The 23,808-nt window shown below is 74.0% G+C and carries 24 protein-coding genes; 11 read left to right on the top strand and 13 right to left on the bottom strand.

Going from position 1 to position 23,808, the window contains the following annotated elements; genetic code table 11:
- Positions 1-212 precede the first annotated feature (212 nt).
- On the top strand, positions 213-926 hold the full coding sequence (locus AB0H75_RS10865; RefSeq protein ID WP_367793893.1) for a PaaI family thioesterase: 714 nt from the start codon (positions 213-215) through the stop codon (positions 924-926).
- Positions 927-1,019: 93 nt separating this feature from the next.
- On the opposite strand, the gene AB0H75_RS10860 is transcribed toward AB0H75_RS10865, so the two are convergent.
- The gene (locus AB0H75_RS10860) at positions 1,020-1,874 is read right to left on the bottom strand and encodes an alpha/beta hydrolase (RefSeq protein WP_367793890.1); all 855 of its coding nucleotides are present in this window, start codon (positions 1,872-1,874) and stop codon (positions 1,020-1,022) included.
- Between the two features lie 87 nt (positions 1,875-1,961).
- Here AB0H75_RS10860 and AB0H75_RS10855 point away from each other — a divergent pair, with 87 nt between their 5' ends.
- Positions 1,962-2,645 carry a type 1 glutamine amidotransferase gene (locus AB0H75_RS10855; protein WP_367793887.1) on the top strand — a complete coding sequence of 228 codons (684 nt, stop codon included), beginning with the start codon at positions 1,962-1,964 and terminating at the stop codon, positions 2,643-2,645.
- 89 nt (positions 2,646-2,734) lie between these two features.
- Here the strand turns inward: AB0H75_RS10855 and AB0H75_RS10850 are convergent, their stop codons facing one another.
- Entirely contained in the window at positions 2,735-3,292 is a 558-nt protein-coding gene (locus tag AB0H75_RS10850) for an HXXEE domain-containing protein (RefSeq protein ID WP_367793884.1), read from the bottom strand.
- Between the two features lie 285 nt (positions 3,293-3,577).
- Here AB0H75_RS10850 and AB0H75_RS10845 point away from each other — a divergent pair, with 285 nt between their 5' ends.
- Genes AB0H75_RS10845 through AB0H75_RS10835 form a run of 3 tightly spaced genes read left to right on the top strand, consistent with a single transcriptional unit; the run spans position 3,578 to position 8,147 of the window.
- Positions 3,578-6,526 carry a bifunctional [glutamine synthetase] adenylyltransferase/[glutamine synthetase]-adenylyl-L-tyrosine phosphorylase gene (locus AB0H75_RS10845; RefSeq protein WP_367793881.1) on the top strand — a complete coding sequence of 983 codons (2,949 nt, stop codon included), beginning with the start codon at positions 3,578-3,580 and terminating at the stop codon, positions 6,524-6,526.
- Between the two features lie 31 nt (positions 6,527-6,557).
- Positions 6,558-7,589 carry a hypothetical protein gene (locus tag AB0H75_RS10840; protein WP_367793878.1) on the top strand — a complete coding sequence of 344 codons (1,032 nt, stop codon included), beginning with the start codon at positions 6,558-6,560 and terminating at the stop codon, positions 7,587-7,589.
- A gap of 18 nt (positions 7,590-7,607) precedes the next feature.
- Positions 7,608-8,147 (top strand): GNAT family N-acetyltransferase, encoded by a 540-nt coding sequence (locus tag AB0H75_RS10835; protein ID WP_367793875.1) that lies wholly within the window; start codon positions 7,608-7,610, stop codon positions 8,145-8,147.
- A gap of 113 nt (positions 8,148-8,260) precedes the next feature.
- Here AB0H75_RS10835 and AB0H75_RS10830 read toward each other — a convergent pair whose 3' ends face one another.
- Positions 8,261-9,097 (bottom strand): LysR family transcriptional regulator, encoded by an 837-nt coding sequence (locus AB0H75_RS10830; RefSeq protein WP_367793872.1) that lies wholly within the window; start codon positions 9,095-9,097, stop codon positions 8,261-8,263.
- 84 nt (positions 9,098-9,181) lie between these two features.
- On the opposite strand from AB0H75_RS10830, the gene AB0H75_RS10825 reads away from it, so the two are divergent.
- The 3 genes from AB0H75_RS10825 (at position 9,182) to AB0H75_RS10815 (ending at position 11,519) form a co-directional block, all read left to right on the top strand.
- Positions 9,182-10,444 (top strand): MFS transporter, encoded by a 1,263-nt coding sequence (locus AB0H75_RS10825; protein WP_367793869.1) that lies wholly within the window; start codon positions 9,182-9,184, stop codon positions 10,442-10,444.
- 33 nt (positions 10,445-10,477) lie between these two features.
- Positions 10,478-11,194, top strand: coding sequence for a B3/4 domain-containing protein (locus AB0H75_RS10820; protein ID WP_367793866.1), 717 nt, complete (start codon positions 10,478-10,480; stop codon positions 11,192-11,194).
- Between the two features lie 154 nt (positions 11,195-11,348).
- Positions 11,349-11,519, top strand: a complete 171-nt coding sequence (locus tag AB0H75_RS10815; protein WP_367793864.1) for a hypothetical protein — start codon at positions 11,349-11,351, stop codon at positions 11,517-11,519.
- A 98-nt stretch (positions 11,520-11,617) separates the two neighbouring features.
- Here the strand turns inward: AB0H75_RS10815 and glnA are convergent, their stop codons facing one another.
- Positions 11,618-13,042 (bottom strand): type I glutamate--ammonia ligase, encoded by a 1,425-nt coding sequence (gene glnA / locus AB0H75_RS10810; RefSeq protein WP_367793861.1) that lies wholly within the window; start codon positions 13,040-13,042, stop codon positions 11,618-11,620.
- A 94-nt stretch (positions 13,043-13,136) separates the two neighbouring features.
- The gene (locus AB0H75_RS10805) at positions 13,137-13,337 is read right to left on the bottom strand and encodes a hypothetical protein (protein ID WP_367793858.1); all 201 of its coding nucleotides are present in this window, start codon (positions 13,335-13,337) and stop codon (positions 13,137-13,139) included.
- Positions 13,338-13,413: 76 nt separating this feature from the next.
- On the opposite strand from AB0H75_RS10805, the gene AB0H75_RS10800 reads away from it, so the two are divergent.
- From AB0H75_RS10800 to AB0H75_RS10790, 3 genes are all read left to right on the top strand, one after another.
- Complete coding sequence (locus AB0H75_RS10800) at positions 13,414-13,875, top strand: RDD family protein (RefSeq protein ID WP_367793855.1); 462 nt, start codon at positions 13,414-13,416, stop codon at positions 13,873-13,875.
- A 62-nt stretch (positions 13,876-13,937) separates the two neighbouring features.
- Positions 13,938-14,564, top strand: a complete 627-nt coding sequence (locus AB0H75_RS10795) for a TetR/AcrR family transcriptional regulator (RefSeq protein ID WP_367793852.1) — start codon at positions 13,938-13,940, stop codon at positions 14,562-14,564.
- Positions 14,548-15,498, top strand: coding sequence for a hypothetical protein (locus AB0H75_RS10790; RefSeq protein ID WP_367793849.1), 951 nt, complete (start codon positions 14,548-14,550; stop codon positions 15,496-15,498). The genes AB0H75_RS10795 and AB0H75_RS10790 overlap by 17 nt, the downstream gene beginning before the upstream one ends.
- Here the strand turns inward: AB0H75_RS10790 and AB0H75_RS10785 are convergent.
- The 8 genes from AB0H75_RS10785 to AB0H75_RS10750 form a co-directional block, all read right to left on the bottom strand.
- Positions 15,495-16,259 (bottom strand): class I SAM-dependent methyltransferase, encoded by a 765-nt coding sequence (locus AB0H75_RS10785; RefSeq protein ID WP_367793846.1) that lies wholly within the window; start codon positions 16,257-16,259, stop codon positions 15,495-15,497. The genes AB0H75_RS10790 and AB0H75_RS10785 overlap by 4 nt on opposite strands.
- A complete protein-coding gene (locus AB0H75_RS10780) occupies positions 16,259-16,939 on the bottom strand; it encodes a DUF4191 domain-containing protein (protein WP_367793844.1) in 681 nt (226 codons plus the stop codon). The genes AB0H75_RS10785 and AB0H75_RS10780 overlap by 1 nt, the downstream gene beginning before the upstream one ends.
- A gap of 63 nt (positions 16,940-17,002) precedes the next feature.
- Complete coding sequence (locus AB0H75_RS10775; RefSeq protein WP_367793841.1) at positions 17,003-19,462, bottom strand: glycoside hydrolase family 3 protein; 2,460 nt, start codon at positions 19,460-19,462, stop codon at positions 17,003-17,005.
- Between the two features lie 53 nt (positions 19,463-19,515).
- On the bottom strand, positions 19,516-20,331 hold the full coding sequence (locus tag AB0H75_RS10770; RefSeq protein WP_367793838.1) for an alpha/beta fold hydrolase: 816 nt from the start codon (positions 20,329-20,331) through the stop codon (positions 19,516-19,518).
- Complete coding sequence (locus AB0H75_RS10765) at positions 20,307-20,693, bottom strand: VOC family protein (protein ID WP_367793835.1); 387 nt, start codon at positions 20,691-20,693, stop codon at positions 20,307-20,309. Before AB0H75_RS10765 ends, AB0H75_RS10770 begins: the two co-directional genes overlap by 25 nt.
- A 93-nt stretch (positions 20,694-20,786) precedes the next feature.
- A complete protein-coding gene (locus tag AB0H75_RS10760) occupies positions 20,787-21,743 on the bottom strand; it encodes a helix-turn-helix domain-containing protein (protein ID WP_367793832.1) in 957 nt (318 codons plus the stop codon).
- 105 nt (positions 21,744-21,848) lie between these two features.
- On the bottom strand, positions 21,849-22,778 hold the full coding sequence (gene lipA, locus AB0H75_RS10755; protein ID WP_367793829.1) for a lipoyl synthase: 930 nt from the start codon (positions 22,776-22,778) through the stop codon (positions 21,849-21,851).
- Between the two features lie 42 nt (positions 22,779-22,820).
- Entirely contained in the window at positions 22,821-23,801 is a 981-nt protein-coding gene (locus AB0H75_RS10750; RefSeq protein WP_367793826.1) for a hypothetical protein, read from the bottom strand.
- Between the last annotated feature and the right edge of the window lie 7 nt (positions 23,802-23,808).

Raw genomic sequence — 23,808 nt, 5'->3', positions numbered from 1 at the left:
GTGAGGCCGATTTTCGTTCTTCCTGACCCCGGAATCTGACGCCTCCGAACGGGTGGGGAAGTTTCGGACCCCTTCGGGGCGTTATGGCGTGATACGAGCCGGACGTTAGGACCCCCCGACCTTCGGGTAAAGGGGGAGTCCAGTAAAATCGGCCTGCTCTTTACGGTATTTCAGGACTTTCGTGCCCTAGTGGCGATAGTGGAGGGTGTGGCATGACGACGGCTGCCCTGCAGACGGTGTTGACCGTTCCCCGGCGTTTCCGCGGACCGGAGGGCGTGGCCAACGGCGGCTGGATCGCGGGCACGATGGCGGAGACGCTCAACGGCGGCCGGTCGGCCGTCGAGGTGACCCTCCATGCCCCCACCCCGCTGGAGACCGAGCTGCGGCTGGAGCACGTCGCCAACACCGCCTCCCTCTCGCACGGGGAGGAGCTGCTGGTGGAGGCCATCCCGGTGGCCGAGGACCTTGAGGGGCCCGGGTTCGTGCCGTTCAACGACGCCGCCCGCGCCGAGGCCGGGTTCGCCGGGCTCCAGGCGCACCCCTTCGCCGAGTGCTTCGCCTGCGGCCTGCGCGAGCCGGGCGACGGCCTGCGCATCTTCCCCGGCCCGGTGGCCGGCACCGACCTGGTGGCGGCCGGCTGGCGGGTGCCGTTCACGGTGGCCGGCGAGGACGGCGTGCCGGCCTCGATCATCGGCGCGGTGCTCGACTGCATCACCGGCTGGGCCCACTTCGGCCCCGGCGAGAGCGCGCTGCTCGGCCGCCTGGCCGTGCAGATCCACGGCCAGGTGCACCCCGGCGGACGGTACTCCGTGGTGGCCCGCCCGACCGGCCGCGACGGGCGCAAGATGTTCGGCCAGAGCGCCATCTACGAGGTGGACGGCACGCTGGTGGCAGCCGGTCGCGCCACCTGGATCGCTCCACGCTGACCCACGAGATTCGGCCGGAAAGCCCCGGCCGCGAACGCGCCGCCCATCCCGCCACGAACGGGGTGGGCGGCGCTCTTCTCTCCCCCCGTCGGCTCAGCCGGTGAGCCGGTCCGCGACGGTCGCCGCGCAGCGCTCGTCGAACAGGATCGTGTAGTGGTTGCAGTCCGGCACCACCTCCTCGCGCAGCCCGGGCAGCCGCGCCGTCCAGGGGGCGGTCAGGTCGTCGGGGAGCATGCCGGTGTCCTGGTTCAGCAACCCGCGCGGCGCCCGCAGCAGGCGCAGCGGCGCCTTGACCGCCTCCAGCGCGGCCCCGGCCGCCGCCTGCTCGGTGTGCAGCCAGCGGCCGTCCTCCAGCACCGCCCCGGGCACCGCGCGCGAGCGCAGCGCGCCCTCGGGACCGGTGAGGTCGTAGCGCACGTACGCCTCGACGTCCTCGCTCCAGTGGCCGGCGAAGGCAGGATGGCCGCGGAAGAAGTCCACGTACGCCTCCGCCGACGGGTACGTCCGCCGCAGCCGGGCCAGCGCCGGGCCCAGGGCGGCCGCCAGCGCCTCGTCCGGGTCCACGCCCTCGGGCAGCGGCGGGAACGGGATGCCGCCGTCCACCAGCACCACGCGGGCGAAGTCGCGCCGGGCCGCGGCCAGGACGGCCACGTATGCGCCCATCGAGTGCCCGGCCAGCACGGTGTCGCCGCCCGCGCCCACGTGGTCGGCGATCCGCAGGACGTCCTCGGCGTGCCGGGGCAGGCCGTACGGGCCGGGCAGGCCGGCGCTGTGGCCCCGGCCGCGCAGGTCCATGGCGACCAGGGTCCAGCCGTCGGGCAGGTGGCGGGCCACCGTGCTCCAGGCCATGAGGGAGGCGGTGATGCCGTGGATCGCGATGACCAGGCGGGGGCCGGTCCCGGCGCGGGCGATGCGGAGGCCGTCCACGTCGTCGAAGTGGAAGTTCATGACCGGATCCTAAGAAGCCGGGGCCGGTCTGTCGCCGGTAGGGCGGCGGAGCTACTGGCCGGGTGATTTTTCCGGATAATTGCCCATATGCGGATTACCGTCATCGAGCACGAGGCCGAGGCCGGGCTCGGCTACCTGGCCGGCTGGCTCGGCATCGCCTGCGACGTCGTGCGGCCGTACCTGGGGGAGGAGGTCCCGGCGCGGGCCGCGGACGGGCTCATCGTGCTCGGCGGCGCCGCGGCCGCCTGGGAGGACGAGCGCAGCCCCTGGCAGCCCGCCACCCGCGACCTGCTGCGCCGCGCCGTGGACGAGGCCACGCCCACGCTCGGCATCTGCCTGGGCGCCCAGCTCCTCACCCTGGCCTGCGGCGGCACCGTGGAGCGCGGCGCGAACGGCCTGGAGGTGGGCGCCCGCGAGGTCGTCGCCCTGCCCGCCGCCCGCGAGGACCGGCTGCTGGCGGGCGTGGGGACGGCGCTCGCCGTCCAGTACCACCAGGACGCCATGACCGGCCTGCCCGCCGGCGCGGTGCCGCTGATGACCGGCGGCCAGTACCCGAACCAGGCGTACCGGCTGGGCGAGGCCGCCTGGGCCGTGCAGTTCCACCCCGAGGCCACCCCGGAGATCTTCGCCTCCTGGACCCACGGCTCCGACCTGGACGCGGCCGAGGACCTGAACCGCGAGGTCAAGTCCGCCGAGCCGGCCCTCGTCGCGACCTGGCGCCCGGTGGCCCGCGCCTTCGCCGAGGTGATCAGAGCCACCGCCCGCCCCTGACCCGCGCCGCCCCCGCCGCGCCGCCCCCGCCGGGCCGTCCCGCCGCGCCGCCCCCGCCGGGCCGTCCGGATGTGCCTGCGCTGGACCGTTCAGCCGCGTCCGGGCCGGGCCGTCCGGTCGCGTCCGGGCCGGGCGGCTCGCCTGGTCCTCCGGCCGGTCAGGACGTGTGCCAGTGCGTGCACGCCGCCCAGCACCACGGGGAGCGCCGCGAGCCCCGCCACGGCCGTGCGGCCGCCGCCGTCCAGGGGCACTCCGGCCGCCCTGAGCCGCCGCCACGCCCACAGTGTGAACGGGATCACCACCACCGGCGCGGTCACCACGCCCGGCGTGTAGCCGCGCGCCACGGCCGCCTGGGCCAGGTGGCCCACGCCGTGCGCGCCGAACCCGGCGAGCACCGTCCGGAAGACGGCGCTGCGGCCGCCCGTACGCGCTCCCAGCGCCGCCGCCCCCGCCATGACCCCGCCCATGAGACCGATGGCCACGGTGACGTGCGCCTGCGACACCTCCAGCCGCCGCCACGGCACCGCCGGGAAGCGCTCCTCCAGCCCCGGCCGCGCCGCCCGCAACCACCGCGCCATCGTGACCAGCTCCTCGGCGTCGTGCACGGCCCACGCCGCCAGCAACCCCCACGTCATGGCCCCCGTCACGCTTCCCGCCGCGCCTTCGACCGCGTTACCGGCACCACCCGCAGCGCCACCCGCCGTGTCACCCGCAATGCCGCCCATAGCGCCACCCGCAGCGCCACTCGCAGCGCCACCCGCCGTGCCACCCGCCGTGCCACCCGCCGTGCCTTCGGTCGCGCCCGCCGTCGCCGCCGGGCGCCTCCCGTCCCGTGCCATCCCGTGCCCCCTCCCGTCCCCTCGTCGCGAAACACAACGCAACGTTGCGTTCTATGCTACGGCGGGACGCCGGACGCCTGTCAAGATGGAGGGGTGCCCAGGATCGAATCCACCGCCGCGCGGCTCGCCAAGCTCGGCTTCGCCGACGGCGCCAGGGCCGCCCAGCTCGTCCAGCAGGCGGGCCCCGGCCTCGACGACCTGCTGGAGTCGCTGGTCACCGTCGCCGACCCCGACCTGGCCCTGGTCTCGCTGACCCGCCTGGCCGAGCGCGACCCCGCCGTTCTCGACCTCCTGCGCCGCGACGGCGCCCTCAGGGCCAGGCTGCTGGCCGTGCTCGGCGTCAGCGACGCCCTGGGCGAGCACCTGGTCCGCCACCCCGGCCAGGTCGCCCGCCTGGCCGAGCCGCGCCCGGGCGAGCCAAGGGCCGAGCTGCTGAGCGCGGTCGGCGCCGACCCGGCCGCGCCGGAGCCGGTGGCCACCGCCGACGACGCCCTGGTGGCGCTGCGGGTGGCGTACCGGGGCAGGCTCATGCACCTGGCCGCCCGCGACCTCACCGGCGAGACCTCGCTCCAGGACGTCATGGGCGAGCTGTCCGACCTCGCCGCGGCCGCGCTGGAGGCCGCGCTCGCGATCGCCCGCGCCGAGCTGGACGCCTCCGGGGCGGACGTCTCCGAGGTGAGCCTCGCGGTCATCGGCATGGGCAAGTGCGGCGCCCGCGAGCTCAACTACATCAGCGACGTGGACGTCGTCTTCGTCGCCGAGCCGCGCGAGGGCGCCGACGAGACCAAGGCCCTGCGCACCGCCACCCGCCTGGCCCAGGCCATGATGCGGGCCTGCACCGCGACCACCCCCGAGGGCGCGCTGTGGGAGGTGGACGCGGCCCTGCGCCCCGAGGGCCGCTCCGGCCCGCTGGTGCGCACGCTCGCCAGCCACTTGGCCTACTACCGCCGCTGGGCCAAGACGTGGGAGTTCCAGGCGCTGCTCAAGGCCCGCCCGGTGGCGGGCGACCTGGAGCTGGGCGAGTCCTACGTGCAGGCGGTCAACGACCTGGTGTGGACGGCCGCCACCCGCGAGCACTTCGTCGAGGACGTGCAGGCCATGCGCCGCCGGGTCGAGGCGCACGTGCGCGCCGAGGGCGAGCGCCAGCTCAAGCTGGGCCCCGGCGGGCTGCGTGACATCGAGTTCGCCGTCCAGCTCCTGCAGCTCGTCCACGGGCGGCTCGACCCGCTGCTGCGCCGCCGCGCCACGCTGCCGGCGCTGGCCGCCCTGGCCCGCGGCGGCTACGTCGGCCGTGACGACTCCCGCGGCCTGGCCGAGGCCTACTCCTTCCTGCGCCAGGTCGAGCACCTGTTGCAGTTGCACCGGCTGCGCCGCACCCACATCGTCCCCACCGACGACGACGACCTGCGCAGGCTGGGCCGCGCGCTCGGCATGCAGGCCGACCCGGTGGGGGAGTTCACCCGCCGGTGGCGGCGGCACGCCAGGGAGGCGCGGCGGCTGCACGAGAAGCTGTTCTACCGGCCGCTGCTCCAGGCCGTCTCCCGGCTGCGGGAGTCGGAGGCCCGGCTGTCCCCGGCCGCCGCGGTGGCCCGGCTGGAGGCGCTCGGCTACGTCGATCCCCACGGCGCGCTGCGCCACATCGCCGCGCTCACCTCGGGCGTGTCGCGGCGGGCCGCGATCCAGCGCACGCTGCTGCCGGTCATGCTGGGCTGGTTCGCCGACACGCCCGACCCCGACGCGGGCCTGCTCGGCTTCCGCCAGGTCAGCGACAAGCTCGGCAGCACCCCTTGGTACCTCCGGCTGCTGCGCGACGAGACCGCGGTGGCGGCGCGGATGGCCCGGGTGCTCGGCACCAGCCGCTACGCCACCGGCCTGCTCATGCACGCGCCCGAGGCGGTCGCCATGCTCGGCTCGGACGAGGAGCTGGCGCCGCGCACCCCGGAGGCGCTGGCCGGCGAGGCGTCGGCGGCGGTCTCCCGCTACGTCGCGGGCGGCGACGGCGACCCGGAGACCGCCGTGGCCGCCGTGCGGGCGCTGCGGCGCAGGGAGCTGTTCCGCACCGCCGTGGCCGACCTGTCGGGCCTGGCCGACATCGAGGTGGTGGGCTGCGCGCTGTCGGCGCTCAACGACGTCACCCTCCAGGCCGCCCTGGACGCCGCGCTCGGCAAGGCCGCCGACGTCACGTCGTTCGCGATCATCGCGATGGGCCGGCTGGGCGGCATGGAGTGCTCCTACGCCAGCGACGCCGACGTCATGTTCGTCCACCGGCCGCGGCCCGGGGTGGACGAGCGGGAGGCCACGGACGCCGCGTTCGCCGTCGCCAACGAGCTGCGCAGGCTGCTGTCGCTGCCCGCGCCCGACCCGCCCCTGCTCATCGACCCCGACCTGCGCCCCGAGGGCCGGCAGGGCCCGCTGGTGCGCACGCTGGCCTCCTACCGCGCCTACTACGCGCGCTGGTCGTCGCCGTGGGAGTCGCAGGCGCTGCTGCGCGCCCGGTTCTCGGCCGGCGACGCGGAGCTGGGGGCGGAGTTCACGACCATGATCGACGAGCTGCGCTACCCGCAGGACGGCCTGCCCGACGACGCGGTGCGCGAGATCAGGCGGCTGAAGGCCCGCATGGAGGCCGAGCGGCTGCCGCGCGGCGCCGATCCGGCCCTGCACACCAAGCTCGGGCCCGGCGGCCTGTCCGACGTGGAGTGGGTCGCCCAGCTCCTGCAGCTCCGCTACGCGGGCACGCGGCCGGCGCTGCGCACCACCCGCACCCTCGACGCGCTGCGCGCCGCCGTGGCCGAGGGCCTGCTCGACCCGGCCGACGAGGACGTGCTGGCCGAGTCCTGGCGCTTCGCCTCCCGCGTCCGCGACGCCGTCATGCTGGTCAAGGGCCGTCCCGGCGACAGCGTGCCGCGCGAGGCGGTCGAGCGCCGGCTCATCGCCCAGACCCTCGGCTACCCTCCCGACGGCTCCGAGGACTTCCTGGACGACTACCGCCGCGTCACCCGCCGCGCCCGCCAGGTGGTGGAACGGGTCTTCTACGGGGGTTGATCGGCCGGCCGGGCGGGTGTATCAAGGCGCGGTGCTGTCCGTCTACGTGGACCTGGCCCTCGGCCTGGTGGTCTCATTCCTGCTGCTGTCGCTGCTGGTGAGCGGCCTCAACGAGGCTTTCGTCCGGGTGCTGGCCATCCGCAGCAAGTTCCTGTGGGCCTACCTCAGGGACACGATGGACGGCGCAGGCGCGGCCGGCTCGTGGCTGCCCGCCCGCGTCCGCGACGTCTTCACCCGGCTGCCGTTCCTGCACGACCCGCGGCCCCGCTACAACGCGCTGCCCGCCCCGGCGGAGGCCGGCGATCTGCCCGAGCCCCAGGGCAAGGCCGACGACTCCATGATCAACCTGCTGTACGAGCGGGTGCGCGAGATCGACCACGCCAAGCGCGGCCGCACCAGCATCGCCGACATCCCGCCCGGCCGCTTCGCGGTCGCGCTCATGGAGCTGGCGGCGGGCGAGGACGGCGACGTGGAGCGCTTCCTGGCCAAGCTCAAGGCCATGAACAGCCCCCTGTACGGCCCGCTCAAGGGCGTCTGGGAGAGCGCCCAGCGCGACCTCGACCGCTTCCGCCAGGGCGTGGAGACCTGGTTCGACGGCGAGATGCAGCGGCTGTCGATGTTGTACAGGCGCTACGTCAAGTGGGTCATCGCCGTGCTGGGCCTGCTGGTGACGCTGCTGTTCACGATGGACGGCTTCGAGTACGCCAAGACGCTGCTGCGCGACAACGCCTTCCGCGCCTCGGTGACCGCCGTGTCCGAGGCCGGCCCGGACGCCTACAGCGAGCTGAAGGCCCGCTGCACCGGAGCCGACCCGGTGCACTGCGTGAGCGAGACGATGAGCCAGCCCGCCCTGGTGAAGATGCTGGGCCACGCCCTGGTCAGCGTGTCGATCCCGGAGCAGGGCGACCCGGGCGTGGAGTGGAACGGCGGCGTGTGGTGGGACCGCCTGGTCACGCCCAGCCACTGGCCCGGCTTCCTGCTGACGTACGTGGCGCTGCTGTTCGGCGCGCCGTTCTGGTGGGACGTGCTGCGCCGCCTCACGGGCATCAGGTCCCGGCGCTGATCGCCTATCGTGGGCCGGATGGAGACCGAACGGCTGATCATGCGCAGATGGCGCGAAGAGGACCGCGAGCCCTTCGCCGCCATGAACGCCGACCCCGAGGTGATGGAGCACTTCCCCGCGCCGCTCACGCGCGAGCAGAGCGACCGCATGGTGGACAGGATCGAGCAGCAGTTCGACGAGCACGGCTACGGCCTGTGGGCGCTGGAGGTCATCGGCACCGGCGAGTTCATCGGCTTCACCGGCCTGGCCCGGCAGACCTTCGACGCGCCGTTCCTGCCCGCCGTCGAGATCGGCTGGCGGCTGGCCCGCCCCGCCTGGGGCCACGGCTTCGCCGTCGAGGCGGCCAGGCGCGCGGCCGAGTACGCCTTCGACGAGGCCGGCCTGGACGAGCTGATCTCCATGACCGCCGCCACGAACCTGCGCTCGCAGGCCGTGATGCGCCGCCTCGGCATGACCAGGGACCCGGCCGAGGACTTCGACCACCCGTCGGTGCCCGAGGGCAGCCCGCTGCGGCGGCACGTCCTCTACCGGCTCAGGGCCGGCAACCACGGAAGCTGATCTCCAAGGTGCGCTCCCGCAGCTCCGCGACCGTCCTGCGCTCCCCGGCACCGGCGAGCGGCGCCCAGGACGCCGCTCAGGGCAAGCGCCCAGGACGCCGCTCAGGACGCCGCTCAGGACGCCATGGCGTAGAGCACGTCCCGCAGGGCGGGCTCCCGCCCGCGCATCCACACCAGCCGCAGCGCCAGCCCGGCCTCCGGCTCCCGGCCGCCGACGGGCACCAGGGTGCCGGCGGCCAGGTCGGCGTCCACGGCGAAGTCCGGCAGCAGCGCGCTGCCGAGCCCCTGCCTGGCCCACTCGCGGGCGGTGGCGATGCTGGTCAGCTCACGGCGCGGCGTGCGGTCCGTGCCGGGCAGCCGGTCGGCGGCCAGCCGGATCGAGCAGCCGCGCGGGCTCACCAGCAGCGGCTCGGTGTCGCCGTCCGGCGCCGCGACCAGCGACAGCCGTACCTCGCCCACGTCCAGGAAGTCCAGCCCGGCCGGCGGGTCGAAGCCGAGCCCGCCGATCCGCGTCCCGGCGTCCAGCAGCAGCGCCGCGTCCAGCCGGCCGCCGGCCACCTCGGTCAGCAGGTCCTGCCGGGTCAGCGAGCGCACGTCCACGTCCAGGTCGGGGCGGCGCTGCGACAGGCGGCGGATCACGGCCGGCAGCCTGGCCGCGGCCAGCATCTCCAGCGCGCCGATCCGCACCCGGCGCCGCCCGCCCGCCACCGCCCGGCGTACCTCGTCGGCGTGGTCCAGCAGCCCCCGCGCCCGCTCCAGCAGCACCGTGCCCGGCTCGGTCAGCCGCATCCCGCGGGGCGTGCGCTCGAAGAGCGCCACGCCGAGGCTGCTCTCCAGCCGGCGCACCTGCTCCGACACCGACGCCGGGGCGAGCCCGAGCGTGTTGGCGGCCTCGGTGACCGACCCGGCCCCCGCCACCGCCACGAAACCCCGCAACTGTCGCAGATCCACGTATGCCAGCATACGGTTTTCCCGAACGCCGCCTGCGGCCCTCCCTGTTGAGGGGAAACGCCGGATTTCCGCAGGCTGGAGCACATGCGAATGCTCGGCTTCTCCCTCGCCTACTTCCTGGTGATCCTCGACACCACGGTGCTCACGATCGCCCTGCCCGACCTGCGGGCCTCGCTCGGCGGCTCCCTCGCCGGCCAGCAGTGGGCCGTGAACGCCTACACCGTGGCCTTCGCCGCCGCCCTGCTCACCGGCGGCGCGGTGGCCGACCGCTACGGCGCGGCCCGCGTCTTCAAGCTGGGCGTGGCGGCGTTCGGCGCGATCTCGCTGCTGTGCGCCGCCGCGCCGCACCTCGGCGTGCTGATCGCGCTGCGGGCGCTGCTCGGCGTGGCCGCCGCGCTGTGCACCGGCGGCTCGCTCGGGCTGCTGGCCGAGCTGTTCCCCGAGCCGGCCGCCCGCGCCCGCGCCACCGGCCTGTGGGCCGCGATCACCGGCAGCGCGCTCGCGGCCGGGCCGCTGCTCGGCGGCCTGCTGGTGGACCTGTCCGGCTGGCGCGCCGTCTTCCTCATCAACCCGCCCCTCGCCCTGGTCAGCCTGCTCATCATGCGCAAGGTCGGCTCCCCGCGCGGCGTGCGCGGCATCGACTGGCAGGTGCAGGTCCTGGCGTGCGCGTTCCTGGGGCTGCTGGCCGAGGCCCTGATCGACGCCTCGGCGCTCACCGGCCTGCTCGCCGGCCTGCTCGCGCTGGTGGCTCTGGCCGCCCTGGTGGCCGTCGAGCGCCGCAGCCACGCCCCTGCGCTGCCCGGCGGCCTGCTCGCCGCCACCTGGCCCGAGCTGATGGCCGGCACGGTGGCCAACTTCGCCTTCTCCGGCGCGCTGTTCGTCCTCACCCTGCTGTTCCAGGACACCGACCACCTCACCCCCGCCGCCGCCGGGCTGGCCTTCCTGCCGCTCACGCTGCCCATGACCGTCAACCCGCTGCTCACCGGCCGCCTCGTCGCCCGCCACGGGCCGCGCCCGCCCATCCTCGGCGGCCTCGCCCTCATCGCCGCCGGGCTGGTGGGCCTGGCGCTGACCAGCCTGACCGTGCCGTGGCTGGTGGTGATGGGGTTCGGGCTGTCGTTCGTGCTGCCCGCGCTCATGGCCGGCATGGTGAGCAGCGCCCCGCCAGGGACGGCGGGCACGGCGGGCGGCGTACTCAACGCCTTCCGCCAGGTCGGCGCCACGCTCGGCGTCGCCGTCATGGGCACGATCGGCCGTCCCCTCCTGGCGGCGGCGGTCCTGACCGCCCTCACCTGCGCCTGCTACGGCCTGGCGAGCGCCCGGGCCCGGCGGATCCCGGTATCGTGAGCGGTCACGCCAGCCCTCGACCCGGGAGACACCGTGCGATTCCAGCATTCCGCGGACCTGTGGCGCGACTTCCCCGAGCTGGTCCCCGGGGTCTTCACCGCGCACGGCATCACCGCGCACCACCTCACGGGTGACGCCTCCGTGAGCGACCGGATGGTCCCGTACACCGAGACCGCCGCCAAGCGCCTGGCCGCCGCCGGCACCGAGAGCGAGCTGCCGGAGATCCAGGCCTGGCGGCGGGCGTTCGCCCGGATGGGCCTCAAGCCCACCCAGTACCGGTGCGCCTCGGAGTCGCTGCTGCGCCGCTTCCGCAAGGAGGGCGCCCTGCCCTGCCTGCACCCGCTGATCGACCTGTGCAACGCGGTCTCCATCGCGTACGCGATCCCGGTCGCGGTCTTCGACCTGTCCCGGATCTCCGGCGACCTGGAGGTGCGGCGGGCGACGGGCGAGGAGACCTACCTGACCTTCTCCGGGGAGACCGAGCACCCGGCCCCCGGCGAGGTCGTCTTCGCCGACAGCGAGGGCCGCGCCCACGCCCGCCGCTGGACCAACCGCCAGAGCGGCCTGTCGGCCGTCCGCCCGGACACCACCGACGTCCTGATCGTCGCCGAAGCCCTCCACGACACGGCCCGCGCCGACGTCGAGTCCCTGGTGTCCCAGCTCTCGGCCGAGCTGTCCGTCTTCTGGAGGGCGACCTCAAGCCCTGCCGTCCTCACCCCGTCCGCCCCCCGCTTCGAGGTCGCGTCCTGACCCCTGAGGACGACCGCCTCCGGCGCACAGCTCGTAGGAGCGTGCCCGGCAGTGGCAGGTGTGCTTGATGACGCGGATCCGGGGAAAACGCTTGTCCGGCTGTCGCCAGGCGGTTCGCTGTAGATCCTTGAGCATGCACGTCTACGGTTGAGCAATGATCGAGTTCGCTGCGGATCGTCCTATTCCGAGCGAGACCCTGCTCGTGGGGGAGTTCGGCATCGCGCGGGGGACGGCCCGCAAGATCGTGGCGGCGCTCCGGGACGAAGGGCTGATCTACACGGTGCCCCAGATGGGCTCGTTCGTCTCGCCCCCGGAGGGGGAGTAGGCGTCCGGGGCGGACGGCGGCACGGGAAAGGCCGTCGGCGATGCTCCCTGGCGGAGCGGCCGACGGCCTTTCCCGGCGCGCGTACGAGCGCTACGTGATCACACGTCGTAGTAGAGCTCGAACTCGTGCGGGTGCGGGCGCAGGCGGATCGGGTCGACCTCGTTCTCGCGCTTGTAGGACAGCCACGTCTCGATCAGGTCGGGCGTGAAGACGCCGCCCTCGAGCAGGTAGTCGTGGTCGGCCTCCAGCGCGCTGAGCACGTCGGTGAGGGAGCCGGGCACCTGCGGGATGTTGCGGGCCTCCTCGGGCGGCAGCTCGTAGAGGTCCTTGTCGACCGGCTCCGGCGGCTCGATCTTGTTGCGGATGCCGTCGATGCCCGCCATGAGCATCGCCGAGAAGGCGAAGTACGGGTTGCAGGACGGGTCGGGGACGCGGAACTCGATGCGCTTGGCCTTCGGGTTGGAGCCCGTGATCGGGATGCGCACGCAGGCCGACCGGTTGCGCTGCGAGTAGACCAGGTTGACCGGCGCCTCGTAGCCCGGCACCAGGCGGTGGTAGGAGTTGACCGTCGGGTTGGTGAAGGCCAGCAGCGACGGGGCGTGCTTGAGCAGGCCGCCGATGTAGTAGCGGGCGGTGTCGGACAGGCCCGCGTAGCCGACCTCGTCGTAGAACAGCGGCGAGCCGTCCTTCCACAACGACTGGTGGCAGTGCATGCCGGAGCCGTTGTCACCGAAGATCGGCTTGGGCATGAACGTGACCGTGTGGCCGAACTCCAGTGCCGTGCTCTTGATGATGTACTTGTACAGCATCAGGTTGTCGGCGGTCTTGAGCAGCGTGCCGAACTTGAAGTCGATCTCGGCCTGGCCGGCGGTGCCGACCTCGTGGTGCTGCATCTCGACCTCGATGCCGGCCTCGATGAGGTTGCGGACCATCTCCGAGCGCAGGTCGGTGAAGTGGTCCATCGGCGGCACCGGGAAGTAGCCGCCCTTGTAGCGCGGCTTGTAGCCGAGGTTGCCGCCCTCGGTGGCCTTGCCGGTGTTCCAGGCGCCCTCGATCGAGTCGATGTAGTAGTAGCCGGCGTTCTGCCGCGTCTCGAACCGCACGTCGTCGAAGATGTAGAACTCGGCCTCCGGGCCGAAGTAGACCGTGTCGGCGATGCCGGTGCCCTTGAGGTATTCCTCCGCCTTGCGCGCGACGTTGCGCGGGTCGCGGCTGTAGGCCTCGCCGGTGAGCGGGTCGTGCACGAAGAAGTTGACGTTGAGCGTCTTGTGCTGCCGGAACGGGTCCAGGACGGCGCTGGACGGGTCGGGCAGCAGCAGCATGTCCGACTCGTGGATCTGCTGGAAGCCGCGGATCGACGAGCCGTCGAACATGAGCCCGTCGGTGAAGACGCTCGCGCCGAAGTTCTCTACCGGGAAGGTGAAGTGGTGCGTCGTCCCCGGCAGGTCGGTGAACCTGACATCGACGAACTGCACCCCTTCGTCACTGATGAACTTCAGGACGTCGTCGGCGGAGTTGAACACTCTCGAACCTCCCTGGGGACTGGCCATCATGGCGACGCTAGGGCTACGCGGTTTCCGTACGGTGTCCCAATTGTTTCGCACATGTTACGCAGCGTCAGGTGTCCCGTGAGGCCGCGCAACCGCCGTCGGGGCCTTCCTCGTCCAGGACGTAGGGGTCGGCGGGAAGGCCCGTGGGCGCGACCCTGCCCGGCGTGGCGGCTTTGGTGGCGGCGGCGCGCATGCGGCGCTGCTCGTCCGCGTCGATCTGCCCGGCCAGGGCGTTGAAGCGCTCGTCAAGATCATCCCCGTGCGACATGTGATCCATGTGGCGTGGCCATGACGCGGTTGGGTCACGACGCGGACCGGCCACCGCGCCGGATACCGTGGAGGACATGAGCAGCAAGCAGCCCCGGTGGACGCAGACGTGGCTCGGCGGGGTCAGGTCCGCCGGCATCGACCTCGGATACCCGGGGGAGCGCCTGGGGCTGCCCGAGGAGGGCAGCGGCTCGGTCGCCGGCTGGGGCCGCAGGATCGCGGCGCTGGTCATCGACTGGCTGATCTGCACGTGGGCCGTCGTGCAGCTGCTGCTGGGCATGAACCCGGCCGAGGCCCCGTGGGCGCCGGTGGCCGTGTTCGCCCTCCAGTACCTCCTGCTGGTCGGGACGATGGGGCAGACCTTCGGGCACCGGCTCATGGGCGTCCGGGTCGCCGCGATGGACGGCGGCAACCCCCGCCTGTTGCCCGTGGTGGTGCGTACGGTGCTGCTCTGCCTGGCCGTGCCCCCGCTGATCTGGGACCGCGACCACCGCGGCGTGCACGACCGGGTGTCCAACACCGTGGTCGTCCGCATGTGACGTCCCCGCAATAAATCCATACCGGGTTCAGAAATGTACCCGGTATGGATTAGGCTGCCCTCATGATGATGGCGGGTCTGCGGGAGCGGAAGAAGGAGCAGACGCGGCGGCGCATCGCCGAGACCGCGCTGCGCCTGTTCGACGAGCGCGGTTACGACGCGGTGACCGTCAACGAGGTCGCCGAGGCGGCCGGCGTCGCCAAGGTGACCCTGTTCGCCTACTTCCCGAGCAAGGAGTCCCTGGTCCTCGACGGGATCAAGGACGACACCGCCGCCATCGTGGACGGCCGGGAGGAGGGGCAGTCGCCCTTGGACGCGCTGCACGCCCACTACCGGGAGACGGCCCGGCGGGGGAGCGGCGCGATCGACATGGACGGCCTGCTGCTCAGGGTCCGGGTGATCACCGCGAGCCCGGCGCTGCTGGCGAGCGTCCACCAGGCCCGCATGGAGCAGCGCCACGAGCTGGCCGCCGCGCTGGCCCGGGCCCTGCCGGGGCGCGGGCCGGCTGCCCAGCTCATGGCCGCGCAGATCACCGCCGCCGTCACGACGTTGCAGGAGGTCTTCTTCTGGCGCCTGTCGCAGGGCGTGCCGCCGGAGGAGGCGGCGCGCTCCCTGGGCGAGGACGTCGAGCTGGCCTTCGATCTCCTGAGACACGGCCTCGAAGGGGGAAATCATGAAAAAGGGCATTAACTACGACACGGGCTTCCTGCCGGGCGATGACCTGTCCAGGAAGGCGTTCGACGCGGACGTGGTGGCCCGCGAGATGCGGGTCATCGCGGAGGAGCTGCACTGCGACGCGGTGCGGATCTCCGGCCGCGACCCGGAGCGGATCGCCGTCGCGGCGGGGCACGCCGCCGAGGCCGGCCTGGAGGTGTGGTTCGCGCCGCTGCCCGTGGACCTCGACGGGGACGGCACGCTGGAGGTCCTCGCCGACTCGGCCGGGCGCGCGGAGTCCCTGCGCCGGGCCGGCGCCGAGGTCGTCCTGGTCACCGGCTGCGAGCTGACGGCGTTCGGCCGCGGTTACATCGACGGCGACGGCTACCGCGAGCGGCTCGGCACGATGATGCGCGGGGACCTGGCGTGGTGGACGGAGTTCGTGAAGACGGCGGCGCCGCGGCTCAACGCCTACCTGGCGCGCGTCGCCGCGACCGTGCGGCCGCTGTTCGGCGGCCCGCTCACCTACGCCTCGGGCGGGTGGGAGCCGGTCGACTGGACGCCGTTCGACCTCGTCGGCGTCAACCACTACCGCGCCGCCCACAACGCCCACGACCACGTCGAGGAGCTGCGCGCCCGCTTCGCCGCCGGCAAGCCGGTCGCGGTGACCGAGTTCGGCACCTGCGCCTACGAGGGCGCGGGCGAGCGGGGCGGCGCGGCCTGGGTCGTGCCCGAGGGCGCGGTGCGCGACGAGGGCGAGCAGGTGCGGTACTTCACCGAGCTCATGGACGTCTTCGAGCGGGAGGGCGTGGCGGCGGCCTTCTGGTTCGCCTACGCCGCCTACAACCGTCCCGGCGACCTCGACCTCGGCTCCTACGGGGTGGTGCGGATGCTCGACGACGTGCGCTGGGAGCCCAAGGAGGTCTTCCACGTCATGGCGGCCAGGTACGGGCGCGGCCGGGAAGCCTAGGGACGCGCGCAGCTGAAGATCGCCGTGCCGGGCAGGTGCCGGCCCCGCAGCGGGCTCCAGCCGCCCCACACCCGGTCGTGCCCCTCGGGCCACTCGGGCTCCAGCAGCCCGGTGATCGTCAGCCCCGAGGCCACCAGCAGGCCAACCCAGTCGCCCATCGTGCGGTGGTGCTCGACGTACGTGGGCGTGCCGCCGTCGTCGCGCTCCACGTAGGGGGAGCGGTCGAAGTAGGACCGGTCGGAGGTCAGCCCGCGCGGCCCGGGATCGTCGGGGAAGGCCCAGCGCACCGGATGGCTCACCGAGAACACGAACCGCCCGCCCGGCCGCAGCACCCGGCGCACCTCGCGCAGGACGGCCAGCGGATCGGCCACGAACGGCAGCGCCCCGAACGCCGAGCACGCCAGGTCGAAGGCGCCCGCGGCGAACGGCAGCGCCTCGGCGTCGGCCTGCACCACCGGGACGCGCAGCCCGGTGCCGAGGTCGATGCGCCGGGAGTGCTGGAGCTGCCGGTGCGACACGTCGAAGGCCGCCACCTCGGCCCCCTGCGTGACCAGCCATCGCGCGCACTGCGCGGCGCCGCAGCCGATCTCCAGCACCCGCCGCCCGCGTACCTCGCCCAGCAGGCGCGCGTCGGCCTCGTCCACGCCCTCGGGGCACCACACGAACCCGGTGTCACGCAGGAAGTCGCCGTGCTCGACCTGGTAGTCGTCGGCGTTGCCGTCCCACCACCAGCGGTTGGCGCGGGAGGAAGGCGACAGCACTAGCGCATCTTGGGGCCGCGCGGCATGCGCGCCCCGCGGGGCATCGGGCCCTTGGGCATCGGCATGTTGCGCGGCAGCGAGCGCAGGCGGTCCTTCACCTCGTTGACGGACGGCTTCTTCAGGTTGCGCGGCAGCTTCATCAGGTGGCGCTGCAGCTTGCCGAGCGGCACCTGGCCCTCGCCGTCACCGCACTGCACGTCGTAGATCTCGACGCCCAGCGCCACCCGCGCGATCCGCTTCTTCTCGGCGGCGAGCATCTTCGCCACGCGGTTGCCCGGCCCCTCGGACACCAGCACCACGCCCGGGTAGCCCACCACGAGGTGCACGAGGTCCTGGTCGCGGTTGACCGCGATGGCCGGGGTGACCTGCCAGTTGCCCCGCATGCCCTGCAGCACGGCGGCGGCCGCGCCGGTCTGGCCGTGCAGGATCGAGTATTGGGCCCGCTGCGCGAGCTGCCCGAACACCACCAGGCCGACCGTGAGCGCGGCCAGCACGCCGATGAAGATCGAATACCACAGGTAGCCCGTGACCAGACCGATCACGACGATCACCGCCAGCGTGCCCACCGCGGAGAGGAAGACGATCGGCATCCCCTTGGGGTTGGCCTGCTTGATGATCTGCGCGATCATGCGGAGCTGCTTGATACGCCCCGGCTTCTCTGAGTCCTCGGACTTTGCCATGCTCTGAAGGATACAAACCAACTGGTGGAGTATGGAAAACGCGGCCGCCGATTTCGCCGTCGGCTAGACCGTCACCGTCACCGACAGCCGCGGATCGGCCACCCCGCGCGCCGCGGTGACCACGTGCTCGCCCCCGGCCGCGCGCCAGCCGCCGTCCTCCCACACCTGGAAGGCCCGCTCGTCGAGGAAGACGGTGGCCAGCACGCTCTGCCCCGGCTCGGCCTCGACCACGTCGAACCCGGCCAGGCGCACGTCCCCGCCCGGCGGGCTCACGTAGAGCTGCACGACCTCGCGGCCCGGCCGGTCGCCGGTGTTGGTGACGGCCACGGTGACCGCCGTGCCCTCGGCGGCGATCTGGTCGTACGACCACGTCGTGTACCCCAGGCCGTGCCCGAACCAGAACGCCGGCTCCGCCCGCGCCCGCAGCCAGGCCCGGTAGCCGATGTGCACGCCCTCGTCGTAGGCCACCACGCCGTCCACGGGCGTCACGGCGGACACGGGCGCGTCGGCGAGGCGGCGCGGCCAGGTCGTCGGCAGCCGCCCGCCCGGCTCGGCGTCCCCGAACAGCACCTCGGCCAGCGCCGTCCCCGCCTCCTGCCCGGGGAACCAGGTGAGCAGCACCGCCGCCGCCTCGTCCGCCCACGGCATCTCGACCGGCGAGCCCGCGTTGACCACGACCACCGTGCGCGGGTTGGCGGCGATCACCGCGCGGATCAGCTCGTCCTGGCGGCCGGGCAGCGCGAGGCTCGTCCGGTCGAAGCCCTCGCTCTCCACCTCCGGCGTGGTGCCGGCCACCACCACCGCCACGTCGCAGGCGGCGGCCACCCGCGCCGCCTCGGCCAGCAGCTCCTCCTCGCCGGGGCCGGGGGCGGCGTGGCCGAGCGTGAACGACACGAACGCCATGCCGCCGAACGCCCCGGCGGGCGAGGTCAGCGCCAGCTCGTACGTCCGGCCGGCCGTCATCGGCACGCTCACCCGCCGCTCGGGCGGCGACAGGAACGCGACCGCGGGATCGCCGGGCGCCTCGACGCTCCCGTCGAAGACGGTCTCGCCGTCCACGGTCAGGGTGAAGGAGCCCACGCCCGCGATCGCGAGCAGGTGCTCGCCCGAGACCTCCGGCGTGTACGCCGTCAGCAGCCGCACCGCGCGCAGCCGCTCGCCGTCCACGTCGCGCGGGAGCTGCCCGACCCAGCGGGCCTCGGCGGCCGGCAGCGGGTGCTCGGCCAGCACGGCCCCGTCGCCGTCCAGGAAGCGGGCCCTGGCGGGGGAGGGGATCGGCGACAGGCGGACGCGGGGGTCGGTCCCCACGGCGTGGCGGACCTCGGTGCGGGCGCGCAGCCCGGCCAGCGGGGAGACGACCCGCTCGGGGTAGACCTGGGCGCTGCCGCCGCCCATGACCCGCGCCTCGGCGGCGGCGCCGATCACGGCGAGCGTCGGCGTGCCCCGCAGCGGCAGGACGCCGTCGTTGGTCAGCAGCGTGAACCCGCGCACGGCCACCTCCCGCGCCAGCGCCACCCCGTCGATGCCCTCGGGAGCGGCGGGCGCCGGGGTCCCGGCGGCGGGGGTCCCGGTGGCGGGGGTCCCGGGCACAGCGGTCCCGGTGGCGGGGGTCTCGAGCGCGGGCGCGATGGCCTCCGCGATGGCTTCCGCGGTGGCCTCCGGGGAGGCCGGCGGGTGCAGGGCGCCGACGCGCCCGGCCAGCCGCAGGATGCGGCGGACCCGGTCGTCGATCGCCGACTCGGGCACCCGCCCCGCGCGCACCGCCGCCTCCAGCTTCGCGCCCCACGGCCCGTACGGCCCCGGCATGGCCACGTCGGTCCCGCCGAGCGCGGCGGCCTCGGTGGAGCGCACCGCCGTCCAGTCGGACACCACGAACCCGTCGAACCCCCACTCGCCCTTCAGCACCCCGCCGACCAGCTCGGCGTGCTCGGTCATGGTGGTGCCGTTGACCGCGTTGTAGGCGGTCATCACGCCCCACGCCCCGGCCCGCACCACCCGCTCGAACGGCCGCAGGTACACCTCACGCAGCGCCTTCTCCCCGACCCGCACGTCCACGGTGAACCGGTCGGTCTCGAAGTCGTTGGCCACGAAGTGCTTGGGCGTGGTGGCCACGCCGCCCTCCTGCACGCCCTCCACGTAGGCGGCCCCGACCTCGCCCGTCAGGTACGGGTCCTCGGAGTAGCACTCGAAGTGCCGGCCGCCGAGCGGCGAGCGGTGCAGGTTGAGCGTCGGCGCCAGCAGCACGTGCACGCCCTTGCGCCGGGCCTCCTGGGCCAGCAGCCGCCCGGCCCGCCGCACCAGGCCGAGGTCCCAGGTGGCGGCGAGCGCGGTGGGGCTGGGCAGCGCGATCGACGGGTCGGCCGGGCTCCACTGCTCGCCGCGGACGCCGATGGGGCCGTCGCTCATGACGAGCCGGTCCAGGCCGATCTCGGGGATCGGGGGGAGCGACCACATGTCCGCTCCGGTGAGCAGCCGGATCTTGGCGGGCAGGTCAAGGCGGGCGATGAGTGCGTCGAAGTCCACCCCGCCAGTCTTCACCAGGAAACTGACCGGCTACTAGGTTTGTCACCTTAGCGTTACCTTTGCGCGAAGAACTCCAGCAACTCGGGCGCCAGCGCCTCCACCGTCACCGCGTGCGTCTGCTCCTCCAGCACCCGGTGCAGCGCGCCCGGCACCGCGGCGGCCACGGCCGCCCCCGCCTCGCGCATCCAGGCCGGGCTCCGCTCGCCGTTGAGCACCAGCGCCGGCCGGTCGAGCGCGGCCAGGCGCGCGGCGGGCAGCGCGTTGCCCGGCCCCAGCACGGCCGCCTCGTACGCCAGCGTGTGCGCCACCGCCTCGCTCTCCGCCCAGAACGGCTGCGCCCGCATCCCGGCCACCGCCTCGGCGGGCAGCTCGGCGGCCTCCACCAGGAAGCGCTCCACGGCCTCGCCCCGCCGTCCCGCCGCCACCAGCGCGGCGAGCTGCCCGGCGAAGTCGTCCGGCAGCGGCGGCGCCGAGCCGCCCACGTGGTACGGCGGCTCCCACAGCGCCACCTCGCTCACCTGCGGCAGCCGCAGCGCCGCCTCCAGGGCCAGCGCCGCCCCCGACGAGCCGCCGAACACCTTCGCCCGCCCGCCGGCCGCCGCCACGACCGCCGCCAGGTCCTCCACCTCGCGCTCGACGGCGTAGGGCGCGGTGTCGCCGCTGCCGCCCCGGCCCCGGCGGTCGTAGCTGACGACCGTGAACCAGGGGGACAGGGCGCGCGCCAGCCCTTCCAGGGTCGGGTGCGCGCGCTCCATCATGGCCCCGGCCACCAGCACCACCGCCGGGCCTGAGCCGTAGCGGTCGTAGGCGATGGGGGTGCCGTCCGCCGAGACGGCCGTGGCGCTCAGGACGCCGGCTGCACCAGGCACAGCGCCTCCCAGTGGTGGCCGTCGAGGTCGGCGAAGCCGCGCTGGTAGCGCACGCCGTCCTCCTGCTTGACGCCCGCCGGGGTCGCGCCGGCCGCCAGCGCCTTGTCCACCAGCGCGTCCACCTGCTCGGGGTTCTCCAGACCGAGCACCAGGATCGCCTCGGTGGCCCTGCCCGCGTCGGCGATCTCCTTGGCCACGTACGAGGCGAACACCGGCTCGGTCAGCAGCATCACCTGCGTCTCCTGGTTGATGGCGACCGAGGCCATGCCCTCGGCCATGCCGTAGAACGTGAAGCCGAGCTCGGTGAAGAACGTCTTCGACCGGTCGAGGTCCTTGACCGGCAGGTTCACAAAGAGCTGCATTTCCGGATCCCTTCTACGAATCGGGCGAACACCCATGATTCTGTCGGGCGGCGGGATGCCGGTCTTGCGTTCCCGTGCCGGGCCGGTTGACGTTCAGCGCACCAGCGCGGCGCGGCGGTACTCCGCGGGCGGCATGCCGTACGCGCGCCGGAACAACCGGCTGAAGTGCGCCGAGTCGGGCAGCCCGTAGCGGGAGGCGATCGCGCCGACCGGCTCCGTGCCGCCCTTGGCCAGCTCCGCGCGGCAGCGCTCCAGCCGCCGCTGCCGGATCCAGGCGGCGACCGTCGTCTGCTCGGACTCGAACAGCCGGTGCAGGTAGCGCACCGACACGTGGTGGGCGGCCGCGATCGTGGCCGGGTCGAGCTCGGCGTCCCCCAGGTGCTCCTCGATGAAGGAGTGGACGCGCAGCAGCAGCGTGCGCCGGCGGGAGTCCTCGGGCAGCGTCCGGGTCAGCTCCAGCCGCTCGGCGACCGCCGCGCCGACGAGGTCCGTCACCACGGCCGACAGGCGCGCGGCGCTGGCCGGCGCGTAGGTCTCGTGGTCGGCGGCCACCCGCCGCAGCAGCGGCACCGCGAGCGCCCCCGCGCCCGACCCGCCGCCGATCGGCGCCGCGGCCAGCCGGGCCACGGCGTCCACCGGCAGCGCCAGCAGGTCGCGCGGGAAGCTGAAGACCGCCAGCCGCACCGCGCTGTCGTAGGCCAGCTCGTAGGGGCGGGTGAAGTCGTAGATCGCGAACTCGCCCCGGCCGAGCTGGGTGGCCCGGCCGTCCTGGGCCAGGCGGGGGCTGCCGGACAGGGCCAGCACCACGCGGTAGATCTCGGGGTTGTCGCGGCCGATCAACCCGGGGGTGCGGTGCACGCTGTGCGGCGTGGACGTGCGCACGCTGCCCACCGCCACGGGGCCGAGCCGGTCCACCTCGATCTCGCCCCGCAGCGGGGCGTCGGGATCGATGCGCAGATCGAGCGGCCCCAGCGTGTCGCACACGACGCCGCGCCACACCTCGTGGCGGCGCGCGGCCGGTAACTCGCTGGTGCGAACCAGGACACCCATGTCGTTCGGCCCCCCGTCGTCGGCAGTGCCGTCATCGTAACGAGGAAGGGCGACAGGGAAGACAACGAAGGAGGGCCCGGGACGCGGACCCTCCTTCCGGCGTGCTCAGGCGCTCTGACGCGCCGCGATGGCCTGCTGGTAGAGCCGGCCCGCCCGGTACGACGAGCGCACCAGCGGCCCCGACATGACCCCGGCGAAGCCGATGGCCTCGGCCTCGGCCTGCAGCTCGACGAACTCCTCCGGCTTGACCCAGCGCTCCACCGGGTGGTGGCGCGGAGTCGGCCGCAGGTATTGGGTGATCGTCAGCAGGTCGGTGCCGGCCTCGTGGAGGTCGCGCATGGCCTCGACGACCTCCTCGCGGGTCTCGCCCATGCCGAGGATGAGGTTGGACTTGGTGACCAGCCCGGCCTCGCGGGCCATCGTGATCACCTTGAGGGAGCGCTCGTAGCGGAACGCCGGGCGGATGCGCTTGAAGATGCGCGGCACCGTCTCGACGTTGTGGGCGAACACCTCGGGCCTGCTGGAGAAGACCTCCTCGAGCTGGGCGCGGTCGCCGTTGAAGTCGGGCACCAGCAGCTCGACGCCGCAGCCGGGCAGCAGCGCGTGGATCTGGCGCGCGGTCTCGGCGTAGAGCCAGGCGCCGCCGTCGGGCAGGTCGTCGCGGGCGACGCCGGTCACGGTCGCGTACTTCAGGCCCATCTGCTGGACGGACTCGGCGACCCGGCGCGGCTCGTCGCGGTCGTACTCCTTCGGCTTGCCCGTGTCGATCTGGCAGAAGTCGCAGCGGCGCGTGCACTGGTCGCCGCCGATGAGGAACGTCGCCTCGCGATCTTCCCAGCACTCGTAGATATTGGGACAGCCCGCCTCTTCACAGACCGTGTGCAGGCCCTCGCGGCGCACGAGCGATTTCAGCTCGCTGTATTCGGGGCCCGTCTTCAGCTTGGTCTTGATCCACGGGGGCTTGCGCTCGATAGGGGTCTCGGCGTTGCGCACCTCCAGGCGGAGGAGCTTTCGGCCTTCAGGAGCAACGGTCACCTTCTCAGCTTACGTCCGCCCGGTCACCTGCCCGGCCGCGGGTCAGCAGATCAGCCCGAAGGCGCGGATCGCGCGCGCGTAGTGGGCCCGCAGCTCCTCGTCGATGCGCTCGGAGGCGGTGCCGGCCAGCAGCTCGCTGTCCGGGGGAGCGGCCAGCACGCCGTCGTCGGTGATCAGGTAGCGGGTCAGCGCGGCCTGCCGGATGGCGGTCACGCTCTCGCCGCGCAGCGCCGCCGCCTGCAACGGCGCCAGGTGGCCGCGGCCGGACACCAGCTCCGCCAGCTCGGCCAGCTCCGCCGCGGAGGACACGCGCAGCGCCAGCCGCCGCTGCCGCCGCGACGCGGCCGCCGTGCTCGCCCGGGCCAGCCGGATCAGGACGTAACGCGCCAGCAGCACGGGCCCGCCGAGCACCCGGCCGACCAGGCGGCCGACGAACCCCATCACCTCGTACGTGGCGCCCGGCGGGGCGGTGAAGCTGCCCACCGTCGCGATCCGCACCTGGGCCTCCTGCCTGACCCGCAGCGGCGCGGCCTCCACGAGCGCGTCGCGCCACGCCTCCAGCGTCTCCAGCGCCCCGCCGACCACCAGCTCCTCCCCGGTCGGGACGCGCGCGTACGCCGCCGCCAGCAGCGTCACCCGCTGCCGGGCCGGCAACGCCAGCCACAGCGGCAGCCCCACCACCAGGACCGGCCGGCGCGCCGCCCCCACCCGGCCGTACCAGGTGTCCACGGCCACGTCGCGCACCGCCACCACGCGCGGCCGGGCCACGCCGATCCGGTCGGCCACCCGGTCGGCCAGCGCGTGCAGCTCGGGCGCCGCGGCCCGATCCAGCGTCTCGGCGTCGGCGGGCATCGCGGGCCGCCGCGGCCGCAGCACCCAGGCCACGGCCAGGCACAGCCCGCCCAGCGGCCAGGCGAGCGCCGATCCCGCGTGGGCGGCGATCACCCACGCGCCCAGCACGGCGAACCCGAGCGTCATCAGGTGCACCAGCAGCGCGAGGACGACGGCGAGAAGGCGCTTCACACGGGCG

Source organism: Nonomuraea sp. NPDC050783 (assembly GCF_040802095.1).
GTDB lineage: Bacteria > Actinomycetota > Actinomycetes > Streptosporangiales > Streptosporangiaceae > Nonomuraea.
This window is presented reverse-complemented; position numbering and strand designations above follow the sequence as displayed.

Bases quoted from the DNA above. Each gene is read 5' to 3' on its own strand.
- AB0H75_RS10790 (WP_367793849.1), top strand. From the start codon at position 14,548: ATGAAAAAGGGCATTAACTACGACACGGGCTTCCTGCCGGGCGATGAC.
- AB0H75_RS10760 (WP_367793832.1), bottom strand. From the start codon at position 21,743: ATGGGTGTCCTGGTTCGCACCAGCGAGTTACCGGCCGCGCGCCGCCAC.
- AB0H75_RS10800 (WP_367793855.1), top strand. From the start codon at position 13,414: ATGAGCAGCAAGCAGCCCCGGTGGACGCAGACGTGGCTCGGCGGGGTC.
- AB0H75_RS10780 (WP_367793844.1), bottom strand. From the start codon at position 16,939: ATGGCAAAGTCCGAGGACTCAGAGAAGCCGGGGCGTATCAAGCAGCTC.
- AB0H75_RS10835 (WP_367793875.1), top strand. From the start codon at position 7,608: ATGGAGACCGAACGGCTGATCATGCGCAGATGGCGCGAAGAGGACCGC.
- AB0H75_RS10795 (WP_367793852.1), top strand. From the start codon at position 13,938: ATGATGATGGCGGGTCTGCGGGAGCGGAAGAAGGAGCAGACGCGGCGG.
- AB0H75_RS10865 (WP_367793893.1), top strand. From the start codon at position 213: ATGACGACGGCTGCCCTGCAGACGGTGTTGACCGTTCCCCGGCGTTTC.
- AB0H75_RS10860 (WP_367793890.1), bottom strand. From the start codon at position 1,874: ATGAACTTCCACTTCGACGACGTGGACGGCCTCCGCATCGCCCGCGCC.
- AB0H75_RS10765 (WP_367793835.1), bottom strand. From the start codon at position 20,693: ATGCAGCTCTTTGTGAACCTGCCGGTCAAGGACCTCGACCGGTCGAAG.
- AB0H75_RS10805 (WP_367793858.1), bottom strand. From the start codon at position 13,337: ATGTCGCACGGGGATGATCTTGACGAGCGCTTCAACGCCCTGGCCGGG.
- AB0H75_RS10825 (WP_367793869.1), top strand. From the start codon at position 9,182: ATGCGAATGCTCGGCTTCTCCCTCGCCTACTTCCTGGTGATCCTCGAC.
- AB0H75_RS10855 (WP_367793887.1), top strand. From the start codon at position 1,962: ATGCGGATTACCGTCATCGAGCACGAGGCCGAGGCCGGGCTCGGCTAC.
- AB0H75_RS10815 (WP_367793864.1), top strand. From the start codon at position 11,349: ATGATCGAGTTCGCTGCGGATCGTCCTATTCCGAGCGAGACCCTGCTC.